This is a genomic window from Sorangium sp. So ce362, assembly GCF_051519845.1.
Classification (GTDB): domain Bacteria; phylum Myxococcota_A; class Polyangia; order Polyangiales; family Polyangiaceae; genus Sorangium.
The window spans coordinates 415,157-434,957 of sequence record NZ_CP150332.1; the positions used below are offsets into that span (position 1 = coordinate 415,157).

Annotated in this window: 16 protein-coding genes; 3 read left to right on the forward strand and 13 right to left on the reverse strand. The window is 72.2% G+C overall.

From position 1 onward, the window contains the following. Positions 1-100: 100 nt before the first annotated feature. The 4 genes from WMF17_RS01620 to WMF17_RS01635 form a co-directional block, all read right to left on the reverse strand. Positions 101-2,380, reverse strand: coding sequence for a hypothetical protein (locus tag WMF17_RS01620; RefSeq protein ID WP_437647651.1), 2,280 nt, complete (start codon positions 2,378-2,380; stop codon positions 101-103). Between the two features lie 54 nt (positions 2,381-2,434). Next, a complete protein-coding gene (locus WMF17_RS01625; RefSeq protein ID WP_437600206.1) occupies positions 2,435-2,821 on the reverse strand; it encodes a RidA family protein in 387 nt (128 codons plus the stop codon). Between the two features lie 93 nt (positions 2,822-2,914). Continuing rightward, positions 2,915-3,610, reverse strand: coding sequence for a recombination mediator RecR (gene recR, locus WMF17_RS01630; protein WP_437600207.1), 696 nt, complete (start codon positions 3,608-3,610; stop codon positions 2,915-2,917). Positions 3,611-3,615: 5 nt separating this feature from the next. Then, on the reverse strand, positions 3,616-3,939 hold the full coding sequence (locus WMF17_RS01635; RefSeq protein ID WP_437485718.1) for a YbaB/EbfC family nucleoid-associated protein: 324 nt from the start codon (positions 3,937-3,939) through the stop codon (positions 3,616-3,618). A 285-nt stretch (positions 3,940-4,224) separates the two neighbouring features. Between WMF17_RS01635 and dnaX the strand changes: the two genes are divergently transcribed. Beyond that, positions 4,225-6,495: a DNA polymerase III subunit gamma/tau gene (gene dnaX, locus WMF17_RS01640; RefSeq protein WP_437647653.1), complete on the forward strand. Its 2,271-nt coding sequence runs from the start codon at positions 4,225-4,227 to the stop codon at positions 6,493-6,495. 27 nt (positions 6,496-6,522) lie between these two features. On the opposite strand, the gene WMF17_RS01645 is transcribed toward dnaX, so the two are convergent. The 9 genes from WMF17_RS01645 to cas3g form a co-directional block, all read right to left on the reverse strand. After that, positions 6,523-7,131, reverse strand: a complete 609-nt coding sequence (locus WMF17_RS01645) for a Uma2 family endonuclease (protein ID WP_437647655.1) — start codon at positions 7,129-7,131, stop codon at positions 6,523-6,525. Further along, complete coding sequence (locus tag WMF17_RS01650) at positions 7,125-7,739, reverse strand: ATP/GTP-binding protein (protein ID WP_437647657.1); 615 nt, start codon at positions 7,737-7,739, stop codon at positions 7,125-7,127. The genes WMF17_RS01645 and WMF17_RS01650 overlap by 7 nt, the downstream gene beginning before the upstream one ends. 4 nt (positions 7,740-7,743) lie before the next feature. After that, positions 7,744-8,736: a class I SAM-dependent methyltransferase gene (locus tag WMF17_RS01655; RefSeq protein ID WP_437647658.1), complete on the reverse strand. Its 993-nt coding sequence runs from the start codon at positions 8,734-8,736 to the stop codon at positions 7,744-7,746. Beyond that, the gene (locus tag WMF17_RS01660) at positions 8,733-9,809 is read right to left on the reverse strand and encodes a radical SAM protein (protein ID WP_437647660.1); all 1,077 of its coding nucleotides are present in this window, start codon (positions 9,807-9,809) and stop codon (positions 8,733-8,735) included. The genes WMF17_RS01655 and WMF17_RS01660 overlap by 4 nt, the downstream gene beginning before the upstream one ends. Beyond that, on the reverse strand, positions 9,806-10,552 hold the full coding sequence (locus WMF17_RS01665) for a radical SAM protein (RefSeq protein WP_437647662.1): 747 nt from the start codon (positions 10,550-10,552) through the stop codon (positions 9,806-9,808). Before WMF17_RS01665 ends, WMF17_RS01660 begins: the two co-directional genes overlap by 4 nt. A gap of 130 nt (positions 10,553-10,682) precedes the next feature. After that, complete coding sequence (gene csb2, locus WMF17_RS01670) at positions 10,683-12,128, reverse strand: type I-G CRISPR-associated protein Csb2 (protein WP_437651276.1); 1,446 nt, start codon at positions 12,126-12,128, stop codon at positions 10,683-10,685. Positions 12,129-12,130: 2 nt separating this feature from the next. Then, positions 12,131-13,201: a type I-G CRISPR-associated RAMP protein Csb1/Cas7g gene (cas7g, locus tag WMF17_RS01675; protein ID WP_437647664.1), complete on the reverse strand. Its 1,071-nt coding sequence runs from the start codon at positions 13,199-13,201 to the stop codon at positions 12,131-12,133. A 3-nt stretch (positions 13,202-13,204) separates the two neighbouring features. Beyond that, the gene (locus tag WMF17_RS01680; protein ID WP_437647666.1) at positions 13,205-13,981 is read right to left on the reverse strand and encodes a hypothetical protein; all 777 of its coding nucleotides are present in this window, start codon (positions 13,979-13,981) and stop codon (positions 13,205-13,207) included. Next, a complete protein-coding gene (gene cas3g, locus WMF17_RS01685; RefSeq protein WP_437647668.1) occupies positions 13,978-16,542 on the reverse strand; it encodes a type I-G CRISPR-associated helicase/endonuclease Cas3g in 2,565 nt (854 codons plus the stop codon). Before cas3g ends, WMF17_RS01680 begins: the two co-directional genes overlap by 4 nt. A gap of 594 nt (positions 16,543-17,136) precedes the next feature. On the opposite strand from cas3g, the gene WMF17_RS01690 reads away from it, so the two are divergent. Together WMF17_RS01690 and cas4g/cas1g are read left to right on the forward strand one after the other, a co-directional pair. Next, positions 17,137-17,412, forward strand: coding sequence for a hypothetical protein (locus tag WMF17_RS01690; protein ID WP_437647670.1), 276 nt, complete (start codon positions 17,137-17,139; stop codon positions 17,410-17,412). A gap of 342 nt (positions 17,413-17,754) precedes the next feature. Beyond that, the gene (cas4g/cas1g, locus tag WMF17_RS01695; RefSeq protein ID WP_437647672.1) at positions 17,755-19,776 is read left to right on the forward strand and encodes a CRISPR-associated endonuclease Cas4g/Cas1g; all 2,022 of its coding nucleotides are present in this window, start codon (positions 17,755-17,757) and stop codon (positions 19,774-19,776) included. Positions 19,777-19,801 lie beyond the last annotated feature (25 nt).

A 19,801-nucleotide genomic window follows, 5' to 3' on the forward strand; every position in this document is an offset into this window, starting at 1 on the left:
GAGCGCCGGGTCGTTCCGGGCTCGCCTCTCGCGCTTGTTTCCCGGCGCGCCAGCCGAGCCGGCGCGCGCGATCACGCGCCGGCGTGGCCGGCGCGCGCGATCACCCGCCGGCCGCCTGCTGGGCCTCGCCGCCCGAGCCCTCGGCGCTCGCGGCCTCGGCGCCCGAGCCTTCGGCAGGCTCCTCGCCGCTCGCGGCCTCGGCGCCCGAGGAGGGCCCGGCCGCGTCGGCCGGAACCGGGACCCGCAGCTGCCCGCCGCCCTGCTGCGCGAGCACGCCGAGCGCCTTCTGGAAGAACGCCGCCAGGAAGGGGATCTCGCGCGGCGGCGCGGTGATCAGCCCCGCCTCCTTGATGGCGCGCGCCACGGCGAGGGCGGTGGTGGCCGCCGCGTCCCCCTTGCGCGCCCGCAGCGAGACCGCGCTGCTCCGCATCCGCGTCGCGAGCTGCCCGCGCACCTCGGGCGAGAAGAACCGGTCGGTCGCGAGCTCGAGCTCCTCGCGCAGCGCCGTGTTCACCTGCGCGGGATCGCGCATCCCGGCGGACCCGAGCCGCTGGCCGACCTTCTGCAGGAGCTCGTCGAGCGCCTGCCGGGCGGGCAGCCAGTGCCGGAACTCCGGCTCGTCGTGCAGGGCGGCGGAGCCCGGGATGAGCGCCGCCACCTGCTCGTCCGTCAGGCTCTCCTCGAGGTCGGCCACCGGGTGGCGCGGCTCGGTCTCCGGCGCGGGCTCGATGAGATCGCGACACCCCTCGAGCCCGAGCGGCACGACCTGCCCCGACACGGCGTTCTGGCGCTTGGCGGTCGCGACCCGATAGCGGGCCCACTCCAGGGAGACGGGCACGGGCGCCGTGCCCAGGTTGTCGTACGCGCGCGCCCGGCCCTCCTTGAGCTGCGAGCCGCTGAGCCACCCCGCGCCGGCGTGCAGCACGCCGACCGACTCGCGCACGATCACCTCCGCGATCCGGTAGCGGCCGCTCGTATCGCGGCTCGTGATCGCGATGGCCTCGGTCCCGCTCGAGTCGGGCGGGATCAGCGTCGCCTGGATCACCTCGGCGCGCTCCTCGGCGAGCCGCACCACGCGCGGCCGCGTCGGGATCGCCGCCCCGCGCGACTTCAGCACGTTGAGCGCCCGCCGCGCCGCCTTCCGCGCCGCGCCGGAGGCGTCCTCCGACTCGGCCGCCGCCGCGATCGCCTCGGCGTTGGAGGCGCCGATCCAGGCGTCGATGAGCGCCGGCGCGGCGTCGCCCGCCGCCCGCAGCGCCTCGATGGCCCGATCCCAGCCCGCCGCGAGCACCTCGGCGTCGAAGTCGACCTTCGCCGCCTCGACGCCCGCGCTGCCCTCCGGGCGCGCCCCGCTGTCGGCCTTGCCCTTCGTGGCCGCCGTCGCCTGCTTCGCCTTGGCGGTGCGCGCGCTGAGCGCCTCGCGCGCCGTGAGCGCCGGCTTGTCCGCCGCCGCGACCTGCGTCGCCTTGGCCGCCGGCAGCGCGAACAGGAGGTGCGCCGGCCTGGCCGGGCCCTGCGGCTGCCGGGCGCCCTTGCCCGTCACGACCGTCGCGCTCGCGCCCTGGCCGACAACGGTCACCATCCGGTCGCTCTGCTGCTGCTTCGCCGCAGCGGGCGCTCGTCCCCCGGCGCCCCCCGGGCCTTGCGCCCCGGGCCGCGCGCCCTGCGGGCGCCCGCTGTCTGTCCGCCCGCCTTCCGCGACCGGTCGCGCCGAGAACCCGCGGTCGGGCCTCGGTCCCCGGTCGGGCCTCGGCCCGCGATCAGGCCTGGGTCCGCGGTCGGGCCTGGGCCCGCGATCGGGCCTCGCGCCCTGCTCCCCTCCGGCTCCCTGCGCCGCGCCAGGTCCCTGCTCCACCCTGGGGCCACGCTCCGGCCGGGGCCCGCGGTCGGGCCTGGGCCCCCTGTCGGGTCGCGGGCCGCGGTCGGGCCTCGGCCCGCGGTCGGGCCTGGGCCCGCGGTCGGGCCGCGGCGCGCCGGATGCCCCGGCGGTCCGCTCGGGCCTCGGCGCGCGGTAGTCGCGGACGACGCGCGGCGCGACGGTGGGCGGCGGCGCGGCGTCCTCGGTCGGGGCCGGCGGCGGCGCGTCCGCCAGCGCCGGGCGCTTGCGGGGCGCGATCAGGTCCAGCAGCGAGCCTTGCGGCTCCTTTGCGGCGGCCTTCGCCGAGGGGCGCGGCGCCTCGCCCGCGGGCTGCGCCGAGGCGCCCTCGGACGGCTCGTCGGCTCGCTTGGCGACGCTCGCGCTCGACGTGCTCGCCGAGCGGACGACCTTCCGCGCGCGCGGCTTGTCTCCGCTCTCTGCATCGGGGGCGCCCTCGTGCGCAGATTCGGGAACTGCGCTGGCGGTCCGCTCCGTGCTCTCGCTCTCGTTCTTTGTGCTCATGTCGAGGCTCCCGGGGACATTTTGGAGAGGGGGACCGCGGCCGCGGCTCCCCGATTATCGCGATAGATGGGCAACAGCTTCGATCTCGACGGCGGAGCCCTTGGGCAGCGCCGCCACCTGCACCGTCGCCCGTGCGGGCAGCACGCCGCCGACGGCCGCCCCGTACACCTGGTTGACGACGGCGAAATCCGCGAGGTCCGTCAGGTAGATCGTGGTCTTCACCACGTCGTTCCAGCTCGCGCCGGCCGCGGACAGCACCTCGCTCAGGTTCTTGATCACCTGGGTCGTCTGCGCCTCGATCCCCCCGGCGACGAGCTCGCCCGTCGCGGGATCGATCGGGATCTGGCCGCTGCAGAACACGAGATCGCCGGCCCTGACGGCCTGCGAGTAGGGCCCGATGGCGCGCGGGGCCCGATCGGATGTGATTGCGGTTTTGGACATGTCGACCTCTGAATCGTGGAGCGCCTCGGCGTGCGGGGAAGGCTCGCCCGCCCCGCGCTGACGTGGGTCGGGGGCCGATCTACGCGGTTCCCTCTAGCCGAAGCTCTTCCGGCCTTCGATCGCTCGCCCCAGGGTCACCTGGTCGGCGAACTCCAGATCTCCCCCGTGGGGCACGCCGCTGGCAATCCGCGTGACCTGGATCCCCATGGCGCCGAGCTCGCGCGCGAGCAGGAGCGCGGTCGCCTCCCCGTCGACGGAGGGCGGGGTGGCGACGAGCACCTCCCGCACCGGCTGCTCGGGGTCGAGCACGCGCGCCCGGAGCGCCGCGAGCGGCAGCTCCTCGGCGCCGACCCCCTCGAGGGGCGAGAGGAGCCGGCCGAGCACGAAGTAGCGCCCGCGCATCGCCCCGCTCCGCTCGATCGCCAGGAGGTCCTGGACGCGCGCGACGACGCAGAGGAGGCCGCCGTCGCGCCGCGTGTCCTGGCAGATGGCGCAGAGCGCCCCGCCGCCGTCGTCGATCTCGGCGATGTGGCCGCACCGGACGCACGGCCGGATGTGGTCGCAGAGCTCCGCGAGCTCGCTGCCCAGGTCGCGCGCGGTGTCCTCGCCGGCGGTCACGAGGAAGAGGGCGAAGCGCTGCGCCGTCTTCTCGCCGACGCCCGGCAGGCGCGCGAGCAGCTGGGCGACGCGCGACAGCCGGCCGGGCAGGCCTCCAGACGCGCTGCGGAAGCCGGCGGGGCCGCCGTTCGGGAGCTTCGAGGAGCCGGGGAGCGAGGCCGGGGGACGCAACGCAATCAAGTGTGCATGCCGGGGAGCTTGACGCCGCCGGTCACCTTGGCGATCTCGCTCTCGACGAGCTTGTCGGCCGTCTCGAGCGCCGAGTTCGACGCGGCCACGATGGCATCGAGCGCCATCTCCAGGCCCTCGCTCGCGAGGAACGCGGGGTCGACGTCGATCCGGCGCACCTTTCCCTCGCAGGTGACCACGACCGTGACCTTGTCCCCGGCGGCCGTCGCGCTTACCTCGCGCTCCTTCAGCTCGTCCTTCACCTGGTCGATTTTGCGCTGCATGCGCGCCGCCTGGCGAACCAGCTCATTCATTCCGCCGCGAAATTGCATGAGACGGCGGTCTATGCCGTGAACGGCGCCGCGCCGCAACCGGGAAGGGGACGCGGAGAGCGCGGCCTGTCCGGCCCCGTCCGGTCGCGTCTCACGTCGAGCGGCGCTTCCGCCTCTCCAGGGACTCCGTTGCGCACCCTTGCGCAGGGCGGCCGGCCCCGGTCTGGGCGGAGAAGGGTGCGTTTGGCGCGGCAACTCTGGCAAACTCACCGGAATGCAGGGCGGCGTCCGAGTCGGCCACAGCTGCGGCGACGCGCTCGCCAGAAGGTGCTAGTCGAGCAGCGTATGAGCTACGTCGTCCTCGCGCGGAAATGGCGCCCGCAGTCCTTCGAGGATCTCGTCGGCCAGGAGCACGTATCCACGACGCTCGGCAACGCCATCGCGCGGGATCGCGTCGCGCACGCCTTCCTCTTCACGGGCGTCCGCGGGGTCGGCAAGACGACGAGCGCGCGCATCCTCGCCAAGGCGCTGAACTGCGTGCAAGGCCCCACGGCGAAGCCGTGCCAGACGTGCCCGCAGTGCGCCGAGATCACCGTCGGCGCGGACGTCGACGTCCAGGAGATCGACGGCGCGAGCTACAACGGCGTCGACGAGGTGCGGAAGCTCCAGGAGAGCCTGCCGTACCGGCCGGCGCGCGACCGGTTCAAGATCTTCATCGTGGACGAGGTCCACATGCTCTCGAACGCGGCGTGGAACGCGTTCCTGAAGACGCTGGAGGAGCCGCCGCCGCACGTGAAGTTCATCTTCGCGACGACGGAGGTGCACAAGGTCCCGGTCACGATCCTGAGCCGGTGCCAGCGCTACGACTTCAAGCTCATCGGGGCGCAGGCGATCGCGGCGCGGCTCCGCTGGGTGCTCGAGCAGGAGAAGATCCCCGCCGACGATCCGGCGCTCAGCGCGCTCGCGCGGGAGGCCGCGGGGAGCATGCGCGACGCGATGAGCCTGCTCGACCAGGTGATCGCGTGGGTGGGGACGAGCGGCGATCGCATCACGGCCGAGGGCGTGGCGAAGGTGCTCGGCGTCGCCGACCGCGTGGTGCTGCACCGGCTGGCGGAGGCGCTCGTGGACGGCGATCCTGCGGCGTGCGTGCGCATCGTGGGCGAGCTCGCGCAGCAGGGGTACGACCTGCCGCACGTGGCCCGCGACTTCCTCGCGCACCTGCGCGATCTCGTGGTGGCGAAGGTGTGCGAGGATCCGGCGCCGCTGCTCGATCTCGCCGACGAGGAGGTCGCCGACGCGCGGGCGCTCGCGGCGCGCGCGGACGCGGACGATCTCACGCGGCTGCACCAGGGTTTCTCGCGCTCCTTCGACGACATCGTCCGGAGCGGCCAGCCGCGGGCCTCGCTCGAGATGGCGCTCGTCCGCCTCGCCAGGCGGCCGCCGCTCCTGCCGATCGATGAGCTGCTGCGCCGCCTCGGCGATCTCGAGCGGCGCCTGAACGGCGGAGGCGGCGGTGGCGGCGGCGGTGGTGGTGCGCCGGAGCGCGCGCCGCAGCGGCCCGGCGCGCCGTCCGGCGGAGCGGCTGCGCCCCGGCGCGGCGCGGCGCCGGCCGAGGCAGCGCCCGACGAGGCGCGGGCGGATGCGCGCGCCTCGGGCGTCGCGGCAGAGGGCATCGCGGCCCCGGGGGCGGCGCGCGCGGGGAGCGGCGCGGCGGCTTCGTACGGCGCGGCGGCTTCGTACGGCGCGGCGGCTTCGTACGGCGCGGCGGTGAACGGCGCGGCGGCTTCGTACGGCGCGGCGGCGCACGGCGCGCCGCGGGCGAACGGCGCAGCGGCGAGCGGCGCGCCGTACACCGCGGGGGTGGCGAGGGCGACGGGCGGCGTGGCGGCGAACGGCACGTCGTCGGCGCACGTCGTGGCCCTCGCGAATGGCGCGCCGGGCGTGCACGGCGCGGCGGCCAGCTTCGCGGGCGGCGGCGCCGCGCCGGCCTTCGCGAAGGCCACGGCCTACGCGAACGGCGCGGCCGCGCCCGCGTACCGCGCCGACAGCGCGCCGCCTCCCTCGCCGCGCGGCGCCCTGTACTCCGTTCCGCAGAGCGCCCCGCCCCCCGCGGCGCAGGCTCCGGCGCCGCGGTCGAGCGCGCCGCCGCCGGCGGCGCAGGCCCCGGCGCCGCGGTCGAGCGCGCCGCCCCCCGCGATGAGCGCCGGCGATCTCGCCACCTGGCGCGCGGTGATCACCGGGGTCCGGGCGCTGCGGCCGGCGCTCGCCTCGGTGCTCGAGCACGCGGCCGTGCTGGAGCTCCAGCCGACCCGCGTCGTCCTCGGCTACGAGGCGAACTCGTTCCTGTCCGGACAGGCCACCGAGCCCGCGGCCCGCGAGCTGCTCGCCCGGGCCCTGCGCGCCCATTTCGGCGGCCCCGCCGAGCTGGTCTTCGAGACGATCACCCGCGGCAGCGCCGGCCCCTCGCTCGCGCAGGTCGAGACCGCCGAGCGCAAGGCGCGGGTCGAGGCCGCCCGGCGCGCCGTGGCCGACCACCCGCTCGTCACGGCCGCGATCGAGCTGCTCGGCGCGGAGCTCAAGGACGTGCGGCTCTCTCAGGACTTCGCCGAGGGCTGAGCGTCCCGCGCCGCCGCGCGAGCGAGCTCAGCCGCCGTCCCGCAGCCAGCTCCGGAACGCCTTGACCGCCGCGTGCTGGTCCGGCCAGCGCACGAAGCGCGCGAGCGCGACGAGATCCAGAGCCGGAAGGAGCTCGCTGGCCGCGATGGCCTCGTACGCCTCGCCGCGCAACGCATGGATCTGGAATGCATCGCGCTCCCAGAACCAGACCTCACGGACGCCGAGACCGCTGTAGACAGATAGCTTGTCGAGCCCACCGCTCGTCAGCACCACCTCGATCGCGATATCGGGGAATTCCTTGAGCGGCTCGCCGACGCAATAGCACTCGTCGGGCTCGAGGCCCCGTGCCTTGGCCTCGCGACGGAACGTGGTCGAGCCGTAGCCGTGGAGCGGCACATCCCGCTCCAGCGCGAAGATCTCGATCAGGCGGGCGATCAGCGTCTTCGTTGCTTCGTGATCGATGGACGGGCTCATCAGCTCCAGCGTTCCCTCGCAGAAGGTCATCCGCAGGCCGGGTGTGTCCAGCTCGTCCCGCAGCCTCACGTAGGTCTGCCAGGGGACGCCGTGGATCACGAACCGCTGCTCACCCGCGGGCGCGATCGAGGACGGAAACGGCATGTGCGCGGCGGCTACCATGGGCTCTCATGCAAGATAGCACGCGCCCCCCGAGCCAGGAGCTCCGCCCGCTCTTCCACGGTGCCGGGGCCGACATCGACCACCTCGAAGCCGGCCGCGCGGTAGAGCGCGCCGAGCCGCTGGTTGATCCGATCCGCCTCGGCGGCGCGCGCCTCTCTGCTCCTGCCCCAGCGCGGCGCCTGCAGCTCGGGCATCACGGCGAACAGGAACACAAGCGCATACCGCTCGAACGCGGGCTCGCCGGGCGGCCACGGATACTCGGCCTCTCCGCTCGTGCGCAGGTAGTACTCGACCGGATCGAGCGCCCCGCGCTCCAGCCAGTCGCCATCCCGCGCCTCCGCCTCGATCGTCTTCTGGGTCTCCAGCACCCGCGCGGCGAACTCCCGCTTTCGGCACATGGGACAGACGTGGTCCGGCGCGTCGATCGGGCGAAACGGCTCGTCCGGCGGATGGCCGTGGGTGCGCGCGCCGAGCTCGTCGAGCACGCGCCGGTGCGCCTCGCCGTGCACGCCGTAGCCCCGCGTGGACGCGAGATGACGGAGCGTCGTGGTCTTGCCGCACCCATAGGCTCCCGTCGCGACGAAGAGGCGCTTGTTCGTCTCCATCATCTCGTTATCGCCGCGCCCACCACACCGAGCCGGCGCCGCGCTCGGCCGCCCGTCCGGCCAGGGACATGAAGTGAGCCACGGCGTCCATGACCCCCGCGTGCTTGTCGTTGTGATCGTGGCCGGCCAGGACGGCGCCCGGCCTGAGCTTGGGCCACCAGGCCTCGAGATCGGCGAGCACGGCCGCGCGGTCGTGCGAGCCGTCGAGAAACACGAGATCCAGGCTCGCGTCGGCGAAGCGCGCCGCCGCGTCCGTGGACGGCATCCGGAGGACGCTGGGCCGGATCCCGAGCGCCGCCATGTTCGCCTGGAACGCGCCCGGCACGTCCTCCGCGGCCAGCAGGGCGCGATACCGCCCGTCGTACGCGTCGCTGGAGCCTTCCCACGTGTCGACGCAGTGGAGCGCGACGCCGTTCCTCGCCGCGAGCCGCCCGACGTAGGCCGCGGAGAGCCCCTTCCAGCAGCCCACCTCGACCATCGCGCCACCCCGTATCGAGCGCACGAGCGCTCGGTACGCCAGGCCGTCTTCCTCGGAGAACCAGCCCTGGATCGGTTCGACCCGCGTCACCGGAAAGAGCGCGAGGAGCGCCGCCCGCTTCTGCGCTGGATCGCTGTATTCGTACTGCCGGTCGCACAGCTTGACGAAGCAGCGGGCATCGTGCGCGACGAACAGGGGCCGCTGGATCACGGCGAATTTCTTGAGCGAGGTGGACCGCTCGGGCTCCCGCTCTCCCGACCGGATCTCGTCGGCCGTGGTCGCGAAGATCACGTCCTCGTGCCGTATCGGGCGCCCCTGATCCGGGCCGTCGGTCCACGGCCTCTCTCCGGGGTATCCGGCGCGGTCGGTGCCGTCCTCGAGGAGGCGAGCCAGCTTGTCGGTCTCGCTCGCGCGGAACAGCAGAGGGCCCGTGATGCCGCGCCCGTCGAGCTCGTCGAGCACCTCCTCGAGAAAGAGCAGGTTCCGGCCGATGTAGGGCAGGGGGATGATCGGCGGCGTCATGATGCGTCGAGCGAGGCACGCGCCGCCGGGGGTGGGCCCAGGATGCCGTCCCACGGCTGCCAGGTGGAAGCGAGCCTCCCGTTCGGGTGGAAGATGAGCTCGTGGACGATGCCTGGGCCCGAGCGCTTCGTCTCCTCGAGCTGGGCGAGGTCGGCCTCCTCGAAGACAACATCGATGTCCTCGAAGCGGAACACCTCGACATAGTAGTAATAGCCCACGATCTGCCGCTCGAACGAGAACCGCGGGTCGGCGCTGAGCGCGTCGAGGAGCGGCTCGAGCTGGACGCGGGAGCGATCGCTGTATTTCACGACGTGGTTCTCGACCACCGCGGCCTTGTCGGTCTTCATCAGCTGGCGGAAGATCACGTTGTCGACGCCGAGCGACCGGGCGAACCGCAGATAGGCCACGATGGGCTCGACCGAGTCGATCTGTCCCTGCAGGAGCACGCAGGAGAGGCGCACCCGGGTGCCGCCCGCCGCGGCCGTCTCCACGACCTGGCGCAGCTCGTCGACGCTCAGGCCGTCCTTCATCACCATCAGCTTTGCGTTCCTGTCGTGATCCGGGTGGGCGCGGCTGATGTTGAGGTGCTGGACGCCTGTCTCGACGATCCAGTCGATCACCCGCTTTCCCTCGCGCTGCTGCAGCAGCCCCGACCCGTTCGTGGTGAGCGTCCGCTTGCGTCCTCGGCGGGCCTGTCCGAGGGCGAGGATGCGGGGCAGCCGCGGATCGTGGCTCGGCTCGCCGCCGGTGATGGATACCGTCGGATCGAGCGGCCGGAGCGCGACAAGGGACTCGGCCATGGCGTCGAAATAGCGTTCGTCGTCGTCCTCGACGGTCTTCTGCACCGACAGGCTCCGCCCGCGCGACGCCGGCCTGAGCTCCTCGACGCAGAAGTGGCATTTCGCATTGCAGGGCTGGCGGCTGTAGATGGAGAAGTTCGCATTGCGGTAGATCTCGACCGGCTGTCCCCACAGGTCGAAGCGCACCGTCTCGCCGGCGGTGCTGTTGCTCGTCAGATCGAAGGCGCGGCTCTTCAGGCGGCGCCATTCCTCGCGGAAGGGGCGCGCGCTCACGGCAGCTCTCGCATGGCGTCGGAGCGCGCCACGAGGTCGGGGCCGAAGGCGCGGCCGTCCGGGTTGAGCATCGTGAAGTGGGTGCCGACGAGAAAGGGCTCGTCCCAGTCCTCGCGCTTCTGCGCGAAGCCGTAGCGCTGCAGGTGGAACACGTTGGCGAGCTCGATGAGCCCCGCGTCGCGCACCGCCTGCACGACCCACGCGTCGCCGTCGGCCTCGTCCTTCCGGAGCCGGACGTTCAGGACGAGCTGGCGGTCGCCGCCGAGCGCGGAGAGCCGCTCGAGCAGGGCGCGCGCGAGGGCGAGGAGATCGCTGTCGTGCTCGAGGAGGTGGTGGTTGATCGAGAGCTTGATCGTCGCCGGCTCGCCGAGCTTCTGGAGCCAGGCGTCGAGCCCGGTCGGGTCCCGCGGGATCTCGACGCCGTTTGTCACGACGACGACGCGCGCGCAGCGGGGCTCGGCGCGGGCGAGCCGCACCATCTCGTCGAAGTGCGGGTGGATGGTGGGCTCGCCGCCCTCGAGCTGCACCTCGAAGGGGCCCTCGGCCGGGAAGCTCGCCTGGTAGCGGTCGAGGGCGAGGAAGGTCCGGCCCCGGGGCGACGAGCAGGTGCAGCACCACGGGCACGCGCGGTTGCAGTGGTTCGAGGTGGCCACGTAGAGCCGGTGCGGCCGCTCCGCCGTGGGCCGGTCGAGCGGGAGCGCGCCGGTGAGCGTGGCGTTCTGGGGTCTCGTCGCGGTCGGCATGGGGCCTCCAGCGAGGAGGATACGGCGGAGGGGGGAGGGGATGAAGGGGCTGAAGGAGATCCGTGGCCGCGGATCAGGGCGCCGGGGTCATCGTGCCGAAGCCGAGGTGCGAGGCGTCTCGAGAGCCGCCTCACTGCACCGCGAACACCCCCATCCCGCGGTACCGGCCCGACCCGATCGCGATGGGGCCGGAGATCGGCTCCGCAAAGCGGACGCGAACATGGTACATCGGACCACTGACCTTGTCCGGGGGGAGGTATCGGCTCGAGACGTCGACGCCGGCACGGAATCCGACCTTCCGCCACTCGATCTCCTCGATCGCGTCGACGACCTCCGGCTCGAAGCCCGCCTGGAGGAACGCCTTTCTCAGGAGGCGCTCGGCCTTGCGCGCTGAGCGATCGTCGTGACCGGGCAGGACCACGGGCGTCACGGTCGACCAGCGATGGCTGGGCATGACGTACTGAATTAGGACCCAGTCGTTCGACGGCAGCGGGTCGAGGAGGGCCACCGGCTCGCCCTCCCACACGAGCTCGTGGCCCGCGAGATGAACCCGCATCCACGCGAGCTGGTCGTCGAGGCCGGGCGGCGCCGCCACCATCACGCGAGCGATTCCCTCCGCCCGCCCGGACCGCGGCGTGATCGTCGGAAGCGGCAGGAACGAGAGCCTCGCCCGGGGCTCGTCGCACGCGTCCGCGTCCTGACCGTGCCCATGAACGAGCGTTGCCGCCGAGCCGAACGGCCAGCCCTCGCATACCTCGGCGACGGCATGCCGCATCCATGCCGCGACGTCGCGCGCTCGCCGCCGTGGATCCAGCGAGAGCCGATCGCCGGTTATCGGCTCCAGCACCCGGAACGCGATGAAGGGCCGAGGCGCAGGGTCGGTGGCCCGCGCATACGGCTCGATCGCGAAGGTCGAGAGCGGCGGCACCGGCCGGAACGTCCCTCGGTCGAGCCGCTGGAGGAACTGCGTGTGCTTGCGCTCCAGCGCGTCGAACGTCCCCGCGACCGGGCGCCGCAGCGTCGGGCCGCCTGGCCTGCCCGGGATCCACCGCTCGCCGTGGACATTCCCCGTCGCGTCGCTCGCATCGCCCGCCACCATGTCGATGCCCCAGCCCAGGTGCGTGATCGAGCGGGCTGCCGCGCGGAGCGTCGAGAGATGCGCGTCCAGCCCCTCGACGCCCCGGAAGACATAGTGCACCGCCGTCGGCTCGCCCTCCAGCCGCATCGACCGCACGTCCTTCTCGGTGCGGTAGTCGGCCAGGCTCGCGTCGCGACCCGAAGACCACGCCCTGGCGATCTCGTCGCCGACGTTGTCCGGCACGTAGAGCCGATAAGGCGACTCCGAGCCCGTCGCAGGCGGCGCCACGATCTCGGGGGCCGCTCGACGCTCCAGCCACCGCAGCGCCGCGACGGTGCGCGCGCGTTGCTCGGGGTCGCCCTGACGCCCCACCGACGACGCCACAAGCGCCTGGAACAGCCGAAGCGGCGACGGCGGCCACTCGGGCAGACCGTCCTCCCCCCGGCCGTGGCTGTACGGCTGGAGGAAGTGGACCGTGACGCGGAGCTCGGATGGCATGCTCACCCCTTGGCCTTCTTGCCTTTCGCCTTCTTCTCGCCGTCGCCTGCCACGTCGCGCCTGGCGCGTTCCTTGTCGAAGTCGACCGTGCGACTCTGGCCGACCCCGAAGGTCTTCGCCGCGGCCTGCGCATAGGCGAGCGCCTCTTCGTGCGAGAGCGTGAAGGGCTTGCGCTCACCCGACGGATAAACTTCCTCGATCCGGCGCGGCTGGGGCTTCGACGCGTCGAGCACGAGGTTGCAGCCCTGCCGCAGATACCCCGACACGTTCGCGGTGAACGCGGTGACCGCGATGCCGAGCACGTAGCGGCGGAGCGCCCTCGTCCGCTCCGGGTCGCTGCCGGCCGCCAGCAGTCGAAGCGCCGCCAGGCTGAGCGTCGCTTCCCGCTGGATGCCCCCCTTCGCGATCACCCCACCATGCGACGCGGTCGCCGGCACGTGGATGAAACCGCGCTTGCTGTAGGAATCCTGCGTCGACTTGTCCGCCGGTTCCTCGAGCAGCGCCTGCCCCACGTAGTCGATCGCCGGCACGTACTGCGCGGAGCGCGTCAGCTTGCGTACGTTGCGCGCCCGGATCGTCGACGCGATGAGGCGCGGCGCCTTCGCCTGGGTGTCGCGAGAGTCCCAGACCCCGAAGACCAGCGACGTGGGCGCCACCCGGGCGAGCGGCCCCGCGTCGCCCTTCAAGAGCGCCTTGAACGCTTGCTGGAGCTCTTCCTGGAGCGCCGAACAACGCACCGCCGCGTCGCCCGCGCGGTGTGCCGCGTCCAGCAGGCTCACGACACGGTCGCCCGCCCGGATGCCGATCTGCGGCACCAGCTCCGCGTAGGGAGCCTTGCCGAACATCGGCTCGATGCGGTTGGCCTGGGCGCCGACGCTATCGATCAGACAGACGTTCTCGCCGTCGGGGGTTCCATCGATGTTGTAGCCGCCCGGAAAGCCATCTCCCGCCGCGTACGTCGGCGGGAAGACGACCCCTTCTGGTCCCTCTACGGACACCAGCTCGTCCCGGAGCACCAGGGCCGCCGGTCCGGCGTCGCCGAGAAACGCATCGAGCTTCGTGAGTTCAGACATGGATCACCACCCTCCTCCGACCGCAACGGCGGAACGAAACGCCTTGTGCTTCTTCTGGCCACTACGAAACCAGTTCTCGAATCGATATTTGCGCGTCTCCGCCGCCGGCACGGCCGCGCTGACCACTGGAGCCGCGATCGTGATCGGGAGCGGCGTCCCCCAGGTGCGGTAGGCGAACACCAGCTTCTGCTCGGTCGGCGCGGGCCGGCAGCGCTGGAGGCCTACCAGGCATAGGGCCTCGACGGCCGGGAACGCGGTGGTCGTCATCTTGAGGTCGTTCGGCGAGAAGCCCACGTCGCGCGAGTGGGCGTTCGGCGCGCGGCGCGCATCGAAGTAGAACGGCTCGACCTTCTTGGTGGGTTCGTCAGGGTCGTAGACGATCAAGCCCCGGTCGAAGAGATCCTCAGCGTGCAGCTCCGGATCGCGGAGCGATGCCATCATCGCCTGCGCGATGCGGATGCTCTTCATACTGCCCGCCCACACCTTCAGCTCGCGGCCGCCGGCGTCCTCATCCCTCCACCAGTCGAGCCGCAGATCAAAGGGCGCTGGCACGTGGATGGGTGGTGACGACGCTTCGTCCTCGGGGTCGACCTGGACGAGGCGCGTGCTCGTCCATCGGTCGAGCAGCCCTGACAGGGTGCACTCGGCGGCGACGATGAAGTGGCCTCCCTCGAAGTGACCCTCCGCATCCCCCGCGAGTCGCGTCGCCAGCTCGAGGAGCCCGCAGCATGCGAAGAACTGACCGGGGTTGGTCACGTCCACCTGGACACGGAAGCTCATCGCTCCACCTCCACCACCTGCGACGGCCGCGCGCTCGCGGCGTAGTCGGCGGCGCGCACCAGCGACTCGAGGTACGCGAGGCTCCAGCGGCCGAAGCGCTTCTGCAACGTGGCGAAGCGCGTCATCACGTGCACGCACACCTCGCGCACGTCGACACCCTTCGCTTCCGGGTCGAACTGCTCCTCTGGAGGGAAGTGCGGGCGTGCGCGGCCGTGGTGCGCCGCGACCAGGTGCAAGGCGAGCTCGCGGTCATCCGGATCCAGACCGGCGAGGAGGCCGCTCTGCTCGGCCTCGAGCATGGAGCCCACCTCGTGCCGGTAAGGGGTGATGTCCATGGGGCGCATCGCGCCGCCGGATTTGGCGAGGACGCGGGCGCGGTCGGTGTTTCCGATGCTTCGTTGCCACACGCGTCGGTTCTTGCCGATGTCGTGGAGCTTCGCGGCCAGCACGACAGCGCGCTTCACGCCCGGATCGAGCGGCAGGCGCTCGACGATGCGACGCGCCTCGCGCTCGACGTCTGCGCTGTGCACCTCGAGAAGTACCGGCTTCTCGGCGCTGCGCGAGCCCTCGTCGTCCGCGCCCAGCGGTCGCTCGTACCAGCGCTTGATCTCCTGTCTCGCTCCGCTGCCCTCGTCCTCCGCGCTCCCGCTGTCCTCCTCGACTTCCGTGCGCTCGCTGTCCCCGAGGACGAGCGTCCGGATCAGGCGCATTCCGTCGGGCGGCGGCGATTCGCCGGACAGGCGCTGTCGCATGGGCCTCCCGCTCTCGTCGAGCCAGGCATCGGCGACATCGATGCCGTCACGGCTCGCCGGCATCCAGCCCTCGAGCGTGAGCAGGCCTTCCACGGGTCGGAGATGCCTCGGCGACAGGACCAGCGTGCAGCCTGCGAGGCTCGCCTCGGTGGTCTTGCGGTCCCCGTCGAGCAGGTCAGCGAGCTCGCCTTTCCTCGCATCGACGCGCCCGTTCTCGTTCACCACCCAGACCGGCATGGACCGCGCGTCCGGATGCCTGTCGGCGAGCTCCGTCAGCGTGTCGAGGACCCGCAGCGCGCGGTCGGTCAGCAGCTCGTGCGGCTTGAGCGGATAGTCGTCGATCAGCTCCTGCGCGGGATAGCGCGTGAGGAGGTCCCCGGTCACGAGGCCGACCTCGTCGCGCCAGGCGACATGAGTCGTGGGGGGCTCCCATTCCGCCACGCCATGCAGATACGGTGCGACCGGCGGGCGACCGGGGAGCGCGTCTCGGATGGTCGTCATGGCCCACGCGTCGAAGAGGATGTCGCTCGCGGTGAGCATCCGCGGCTCGGGCGCGAAGGCTGCCTGTCGCCTCTCGGGATCGAGCGCGGCGAGCGCGGCCGGCGACGCGTCGCCATCGAGTGTTTGCAGCAGCGTGAGCGTCTCGAGGCGCCGATGCGCGTCTCGGACCTTGTCCGTGTCGAGGCTCTCGGGGCCAGGATGGAAGACATGGATCTCGCTGTCCGTCCGCAGACCGAAGCGATTCACGCGGCCGAAGCGTTGCGCCATCGAGTCAAAGGTGGACAGATCGCAGACGAGGTGATCCGCCGAGAGGTTCACGCCCACCTCTCCGGCGCTCGTGCATACGAGGAAGACGGTCTCGGCCCCGTCGGTTGCGCCCGATTCCGGGAGGAATCGACGGAACACCGGGTCCGTGGTGACGAGGCGATCGCGCTCGAAGCCGCGCATGGTGCCAATGAGCTGCTGCACCTTCGCGTCCGCCTTGCGAAGGCGGCTCACGGCGTTCACAACGTCCTCGACCGTCCGCAGGAAGACGAGCACCGCGTGGCCCGACGGCGCGTAGCCGAGCGCCTGGGTGACGACCTTCTCCACCAGGTCCTTGTCGCCGTGTGGATGAAGCCTGAGCTTCTTGACCGCGTGAAGCCGCCTGGCGACGACGGGATGGGCGAAATCGTCAGCTCCGAGGCGAAGCGCCTCCGCGCTGCGTCTCGGCGTCGCGGTCAGCGCCATGACCCGCAGCGGCCACCGATCTCCCTGGCGCTTCTGCTCGGCCTGGATGGTCTCGAGGAGGTGCTGGAACGCAGGCTCGAGGTGCGCCTCGTCGTGCACGAGCAGCGCGTCCTGTCCGAGGAAACCGGCGTGGAGCGGGCGCGTGCGGAAGCCGAGCCGGTAGCCGCTGAAGAGCAGGCGACTGCCGATCATATCGACGGTCCCGCAGATCACCGCGGGCTGGGACGGGTCCGCGGACCATGCGCGATTGTCCGCCATCTGTCCGCGCAGCGTGGAGATGGCGAGCTCCTCTTCGACGCCCGCGCGCGCGAGGTTCTCGCGGAGCCGCCCGACCTCGTCGGTGGTCTGGTCAACGACCGTGCGCCGATTCACCACGTACACGAGTCGCCGCGGCACCGGCGCGCCGGCCGCCCTCGCCAGCAGCCACACCGCGATCACCAACGTCTTGCCGAGCCCGGTCGGGATGTCGCAGCTCGGCGGGATGTCGCCCGAGAGCAGGCGCTCGTGGAGGGCGCGCTGCCAGGGAAAGGGCTCATTTCCCGTGAGCACGTCGAACGCCTCGTCGAACGTCCGCTTCATCGTGGCTCCTTTCAACGCGGCGGTCTCCTCGGTTGTCGCGACGTCATCGGCACCGGGAATCCATGAGAGATGGGATTCCTGATGAGCGGCGGCGTCCGGTGGCAGGTCACGGCATCGTAGACGAGCCGGGGCAGTTGCTCAACAGCTGTTCGATTTACCTCGACGCCAAGGCAGATGCCGAGGCGAACGCGAGAACATCGCGGCCGCGCTGGTGCATCGAAGTCGTGGTTGGCGGCGGCGGGCGCGACCTCGGCGAGGGATTCGAGCCTGCCGGCGCGCGCGGAGCTGCCTGGCCTCGTCGGTGACGGCCTTGGTGAGGTCGCGCCTGGCGAGGATCTCGCGGGTCTCGTCGCCTTCGGCGTCGGGCCGCCCTTTTCCGTCGACTTGTCCGGGCTTCCCCGGCGCTTGACGAAGGTGCTGACGGAGGCGAGGACGGCGGCGCCTGCCGCCTTCGGTCTGGCCGAGGTGGCGCACGCCTCCTGCTCCGCATTCCAGGCGTCCTCGGGCAGGGCGGCGAACTCCTGGATGGCGAAGGCCGAGCGCTCCGGACGCCGGCTGCGGAATGCGCGTCCGTGATGCAGTAAGCTCACCACCGTGACGGCCCGACAAACCCTGGTTCAGCAGCTCGCCGATCTCTCCGATGAGGACGTCCAGGCGCTCCTCCCCATCGTCGAACGCCTCCGGGCGAAGCGCATCATCCCGGCGAACGCTCCCACGATGAACGAGACGGCTTCGCTCGCCCCGTCTCCTCGGCGCCACCCCGAGCGGTTCGGCCCGCTCACGGGCTCGGTGCGATTCGTAGGGGGAATTGAAGCTCCCGTGGAAAGTGCGGACGGGTGGACTTTCGATGCGGAGAACCTGAAGCCGTGATGGTACTGGACACGCGCGCCTGGTTCTGGCTTGTCGCGTCGCCAGATCGCCTCTCTGCCGCGGTGCGATCGCACGCGCAGGCCACCTGTGTCCTCCGCGTCGTCCGAGCGGTGCGAGCCCTGGACTTGCCCCTCTCCCGTCTCCCCTCGCTCCAGCGCTCCTCCGTGGCGCCCTCCCGCTCCTGGTGTGGCGCCCTCCCGGTGCGCCGCGGCGCTCACCCAGTGGGCGAGCGATTGCGCGTGATTGCGCCGAGTCGACTCGGGTTCTCACTTTTTGTTCGTCTCTCTTGTTCTTGACCCTGGCGACGGATCCAGCGTTTCATCGTCCTTGAAAGGGGGTTTCATGGGGAAGGCGCGAGCTCCTGAGCGAGTCACGGACGAGTCGAGCGAGCCGCTGATCCGGGCGAAGCCGCTTCCGCGGAGGTTGCCTGTCGCGGGGACGCCGCCGGAGCTGGTACCGGCGCGGATGATCAACGAGGTGCTTTACTGCGAGCGCCTGCTCTACCTGGAGTGGGCGCAAGGCGAGTTCGAGGACAACGTCTTCACGGTGGAGGGCCGGAGCGTGCACCGGCGCGCGGACGTCGCGGGCGGCGAGCTGCCGGCGCGGCCGGCAGGGGTGGCGCACGGCTCCGTCGGGGAGCAGGCGACGCCTGCGCCGGCCGCGGCGACGCCTGCGCCGGTGCAGCAGCGGCGCGCGCCGGGCAGGCGGGCCGACAGGGACGAGGAGGGCGACGAGCCCGCGCCGTACGAGGCGCGCAGCGTGTGGCTCTCGTCGGAGCGGCTCGGCATCACGGCGAAGATCGATGTGGTGGAGGGCGACGCGTCGGGGCGCCTGCTGCCGATCGAGTACAAGCGCGGCCGTGCGCCGGACGTGCCCGGCGGGGCTTACCTGCCGGAGCGCGCGCAGCTCTGTGCGCACGTGCTGCTCCTGCGCGAGCACGGGTATTCGTGCGACGAGGCGGCCGTCTATTTCGCGGCGTCGCGGCGTCGCGTCTCGATCGCGATCGACGAGGCGCTGATCGCCGCGACGCAGGCGGCCGCGGCGCGCGCACGGGAGGTGACGACGGCCGCGGCCATCCCACCGCCCCTCGTTGACAGCCCGAAATGCAACGGCTGCTCGCTGGTGGGGATCTGCTTGCCCGACGAGACCAACCTGCTGCGGCGTCTCGCCGGGGAGGATCTCGACGCGGCGGTGGAGCCAGAGAGTCCGCCTCTCGAGGCCGACGGGTCGGAGGAGCTGGAGGGCCCTCTGGAGGTGGATCCGTGGGGGATCGCCGGCGAGGCGCGTGCGGACGCGGGGCCTGGGGACGGCGACGAGGAGGGCGAGGCGGAGCTCAGGCGGCTCCATCCTGCGCGCGACGACAAGGTCCCGATGTACGTGCAGGAGCAGGGGGCGCGCATCGGGCTCGCGGGCGAGCGGCTCGTGATCTACAGCCGGACCGGGGGCCAGACCGAGGCGCGGCTCTCGAACACGTCGCAGGTCGCCCTGCTCGGCAACGTGCAGATCTCGACGCAGGCGATGCGGGCGCTGCTGGAGCGCGGGATACCGCTCTGTCTCATGACGTACGGCGGCTACTACATGGGTCGCGCGACGGGGCTCGAGTCGCGGAACGTGGAGCTCCGGGTCGCGCAGCACCGGGCGGCGGCGGACGAGGCGTTCTGCCTGTCGTTCGCGCGCGGCGTGGTGGTGTCGAAGATCAAGAACGCGAGGACGATGCTCCGGCGCAACCACGCGGCGCCCGAGGCGGCCGTCTTGTCGGAGCTCGACCAGCTCGCGCGCAGGGCCGCGGAGGCGGCGGCGCTGCCGTCGCTGCTCGGGATCGAGGGGACCGCGGCCCGGGTGTATTTCGGGGCGTTCGCCGGCATGTTGAAGGCCGGGGGCGAGGCGAGGGGCGAGTTCGATCTGGAGGGGCGCAATCGCCGGCCGCCGCGGGATCCGGTGAACGCGCTGCTGTCGCTTGCGTACGCGCTGCTCGCGAAGGAGATCGCGACGACGCTGGGCACGGTCGGGCTGGATCCGCTGCTCGGGTTCTATCACCAGCCGCGCTTTGGGCGGCCGGCGCTGGCGCTGGATCTGATGGAGGAGTTCCGGCCGATCGTGGCGGACTCGGTGGTCGTCGCGGTGATCAACAACGGGGTGGTCGCGCCGGACGATTTCCTGCGCTTCGGGGGCGCGGTGGCGCTGCGGCCTGCGGGGCGCAAGAAGTTCCTCCTGGCTTACGAGCGGCGGATGGACCAACTCGTGACGCACCCGGTGTTCGGCTACCGGATCAGCTACCGCCGGGTGCTGGAGGTGCAGGCGCGGCTGCTCGCGCGGGTGCTGCTCGGCGAGGTCGGAGCGTACCCGTCGTTCCGGACGCGGTGAAGGCGGGGGAGAGGGCGCGGGGAGA

Excerpts from the sequence above, each read along its gene's own strand:
- WMF17_RS01620 (WP_437647651.1), bottom strand. The coding sequence starts at position 2,380 with ATGAGCACAAAGAACGAGAGCGAGAGCACGGAGCGGACCGCCAGCGCA.
- WMF17_RS01625 (WP_437600206.1), bottom strand. The coding sequence starts at position 2,821 with ATGTCCAAAACCGCAATCACATCCGATCGGGCCCCGCGCGCCATCGGG.
- WMF17_RS01635 (WP_437485718.1), bottom strand. The coding sequence starts at position 3,939 with ATGCAATTTCGCGGCGGAATGAATGAGCTGGTTCGCCAGGCGGCGCGC.
- dnaX (WP_437647653.1), top strand. The coding sequence starts at position 4,225 with ATGAGCTACGTCGTCCTCGCGCGGAAATGGCGCCCGCAGTCCTTCGAG.
- WMF17_RS01645 (WP_437647655.1), bottom strand. The coding sequence starts at position 7,131 with ATGGTAGCCGCCGCGCACATGCCGTTTCCGTCCTCGATCGCGCCCGCG.
- WMF17_RS01650 (WP_437647657.1), bottom strand. The coding sequence starts at position 7,739 with ATGATGGAGACGAACAAGCGCCTCTTCGTCGCGACGGGAGCCTATGGG.
- WMF17_RS01655 (WP_437647658.1), bottom strand. The coding sequence starts at position 8,736 with ATGACGCCGCCGATCATCCCCCTGCCCTACATCGGCCGGAACCTGCTC.
- WMF17_RS01665 (WP_437647662.1), bottom strand. The coding sequence starts at position 10,552 with ATGCCGACCGCGACGAGACCCCAGAACGCCACGCTCACCGGCGCGCTC.
- csb2 (WP_437651276.1), bottom strand. The coding sequence starts at position 12,128 with ATGCCATCCGAGCTCCGCGTCACGGTCCACTTCCTCCAGCCGTACAGC.
- cas7g (WP_437647664.1), bottom strand. The coding sequence starts at position 13,201 with ATGTCTGAACTCACGAAGCTCGATGCGTTTCTCGGCGACGCCGGACCG.
- WMF17_RS01680 (WP_437647666.1), bottom strand. The coding sequence starts at position 13,981 with ATGAGCTTCCGTGTCCAGGTGGACGTGACCAACCCCGGTCAGTTCTTC.
- cas3g (WP_437647668.1), bottom strand. The coding sequence starts at position 16,542 with ATGAAGCGGACGTTCGACGAGGCGTTCGACGTGCTCACGGGAAATGAG.
- cas4g/cas1g (WP_437647672.1), top strand. The coding sequence starts at position 17,755 with ATGGGGAAGGCGCGAGCTCCTGAGCGAGTCACGGACGAGTCGAGCGAG.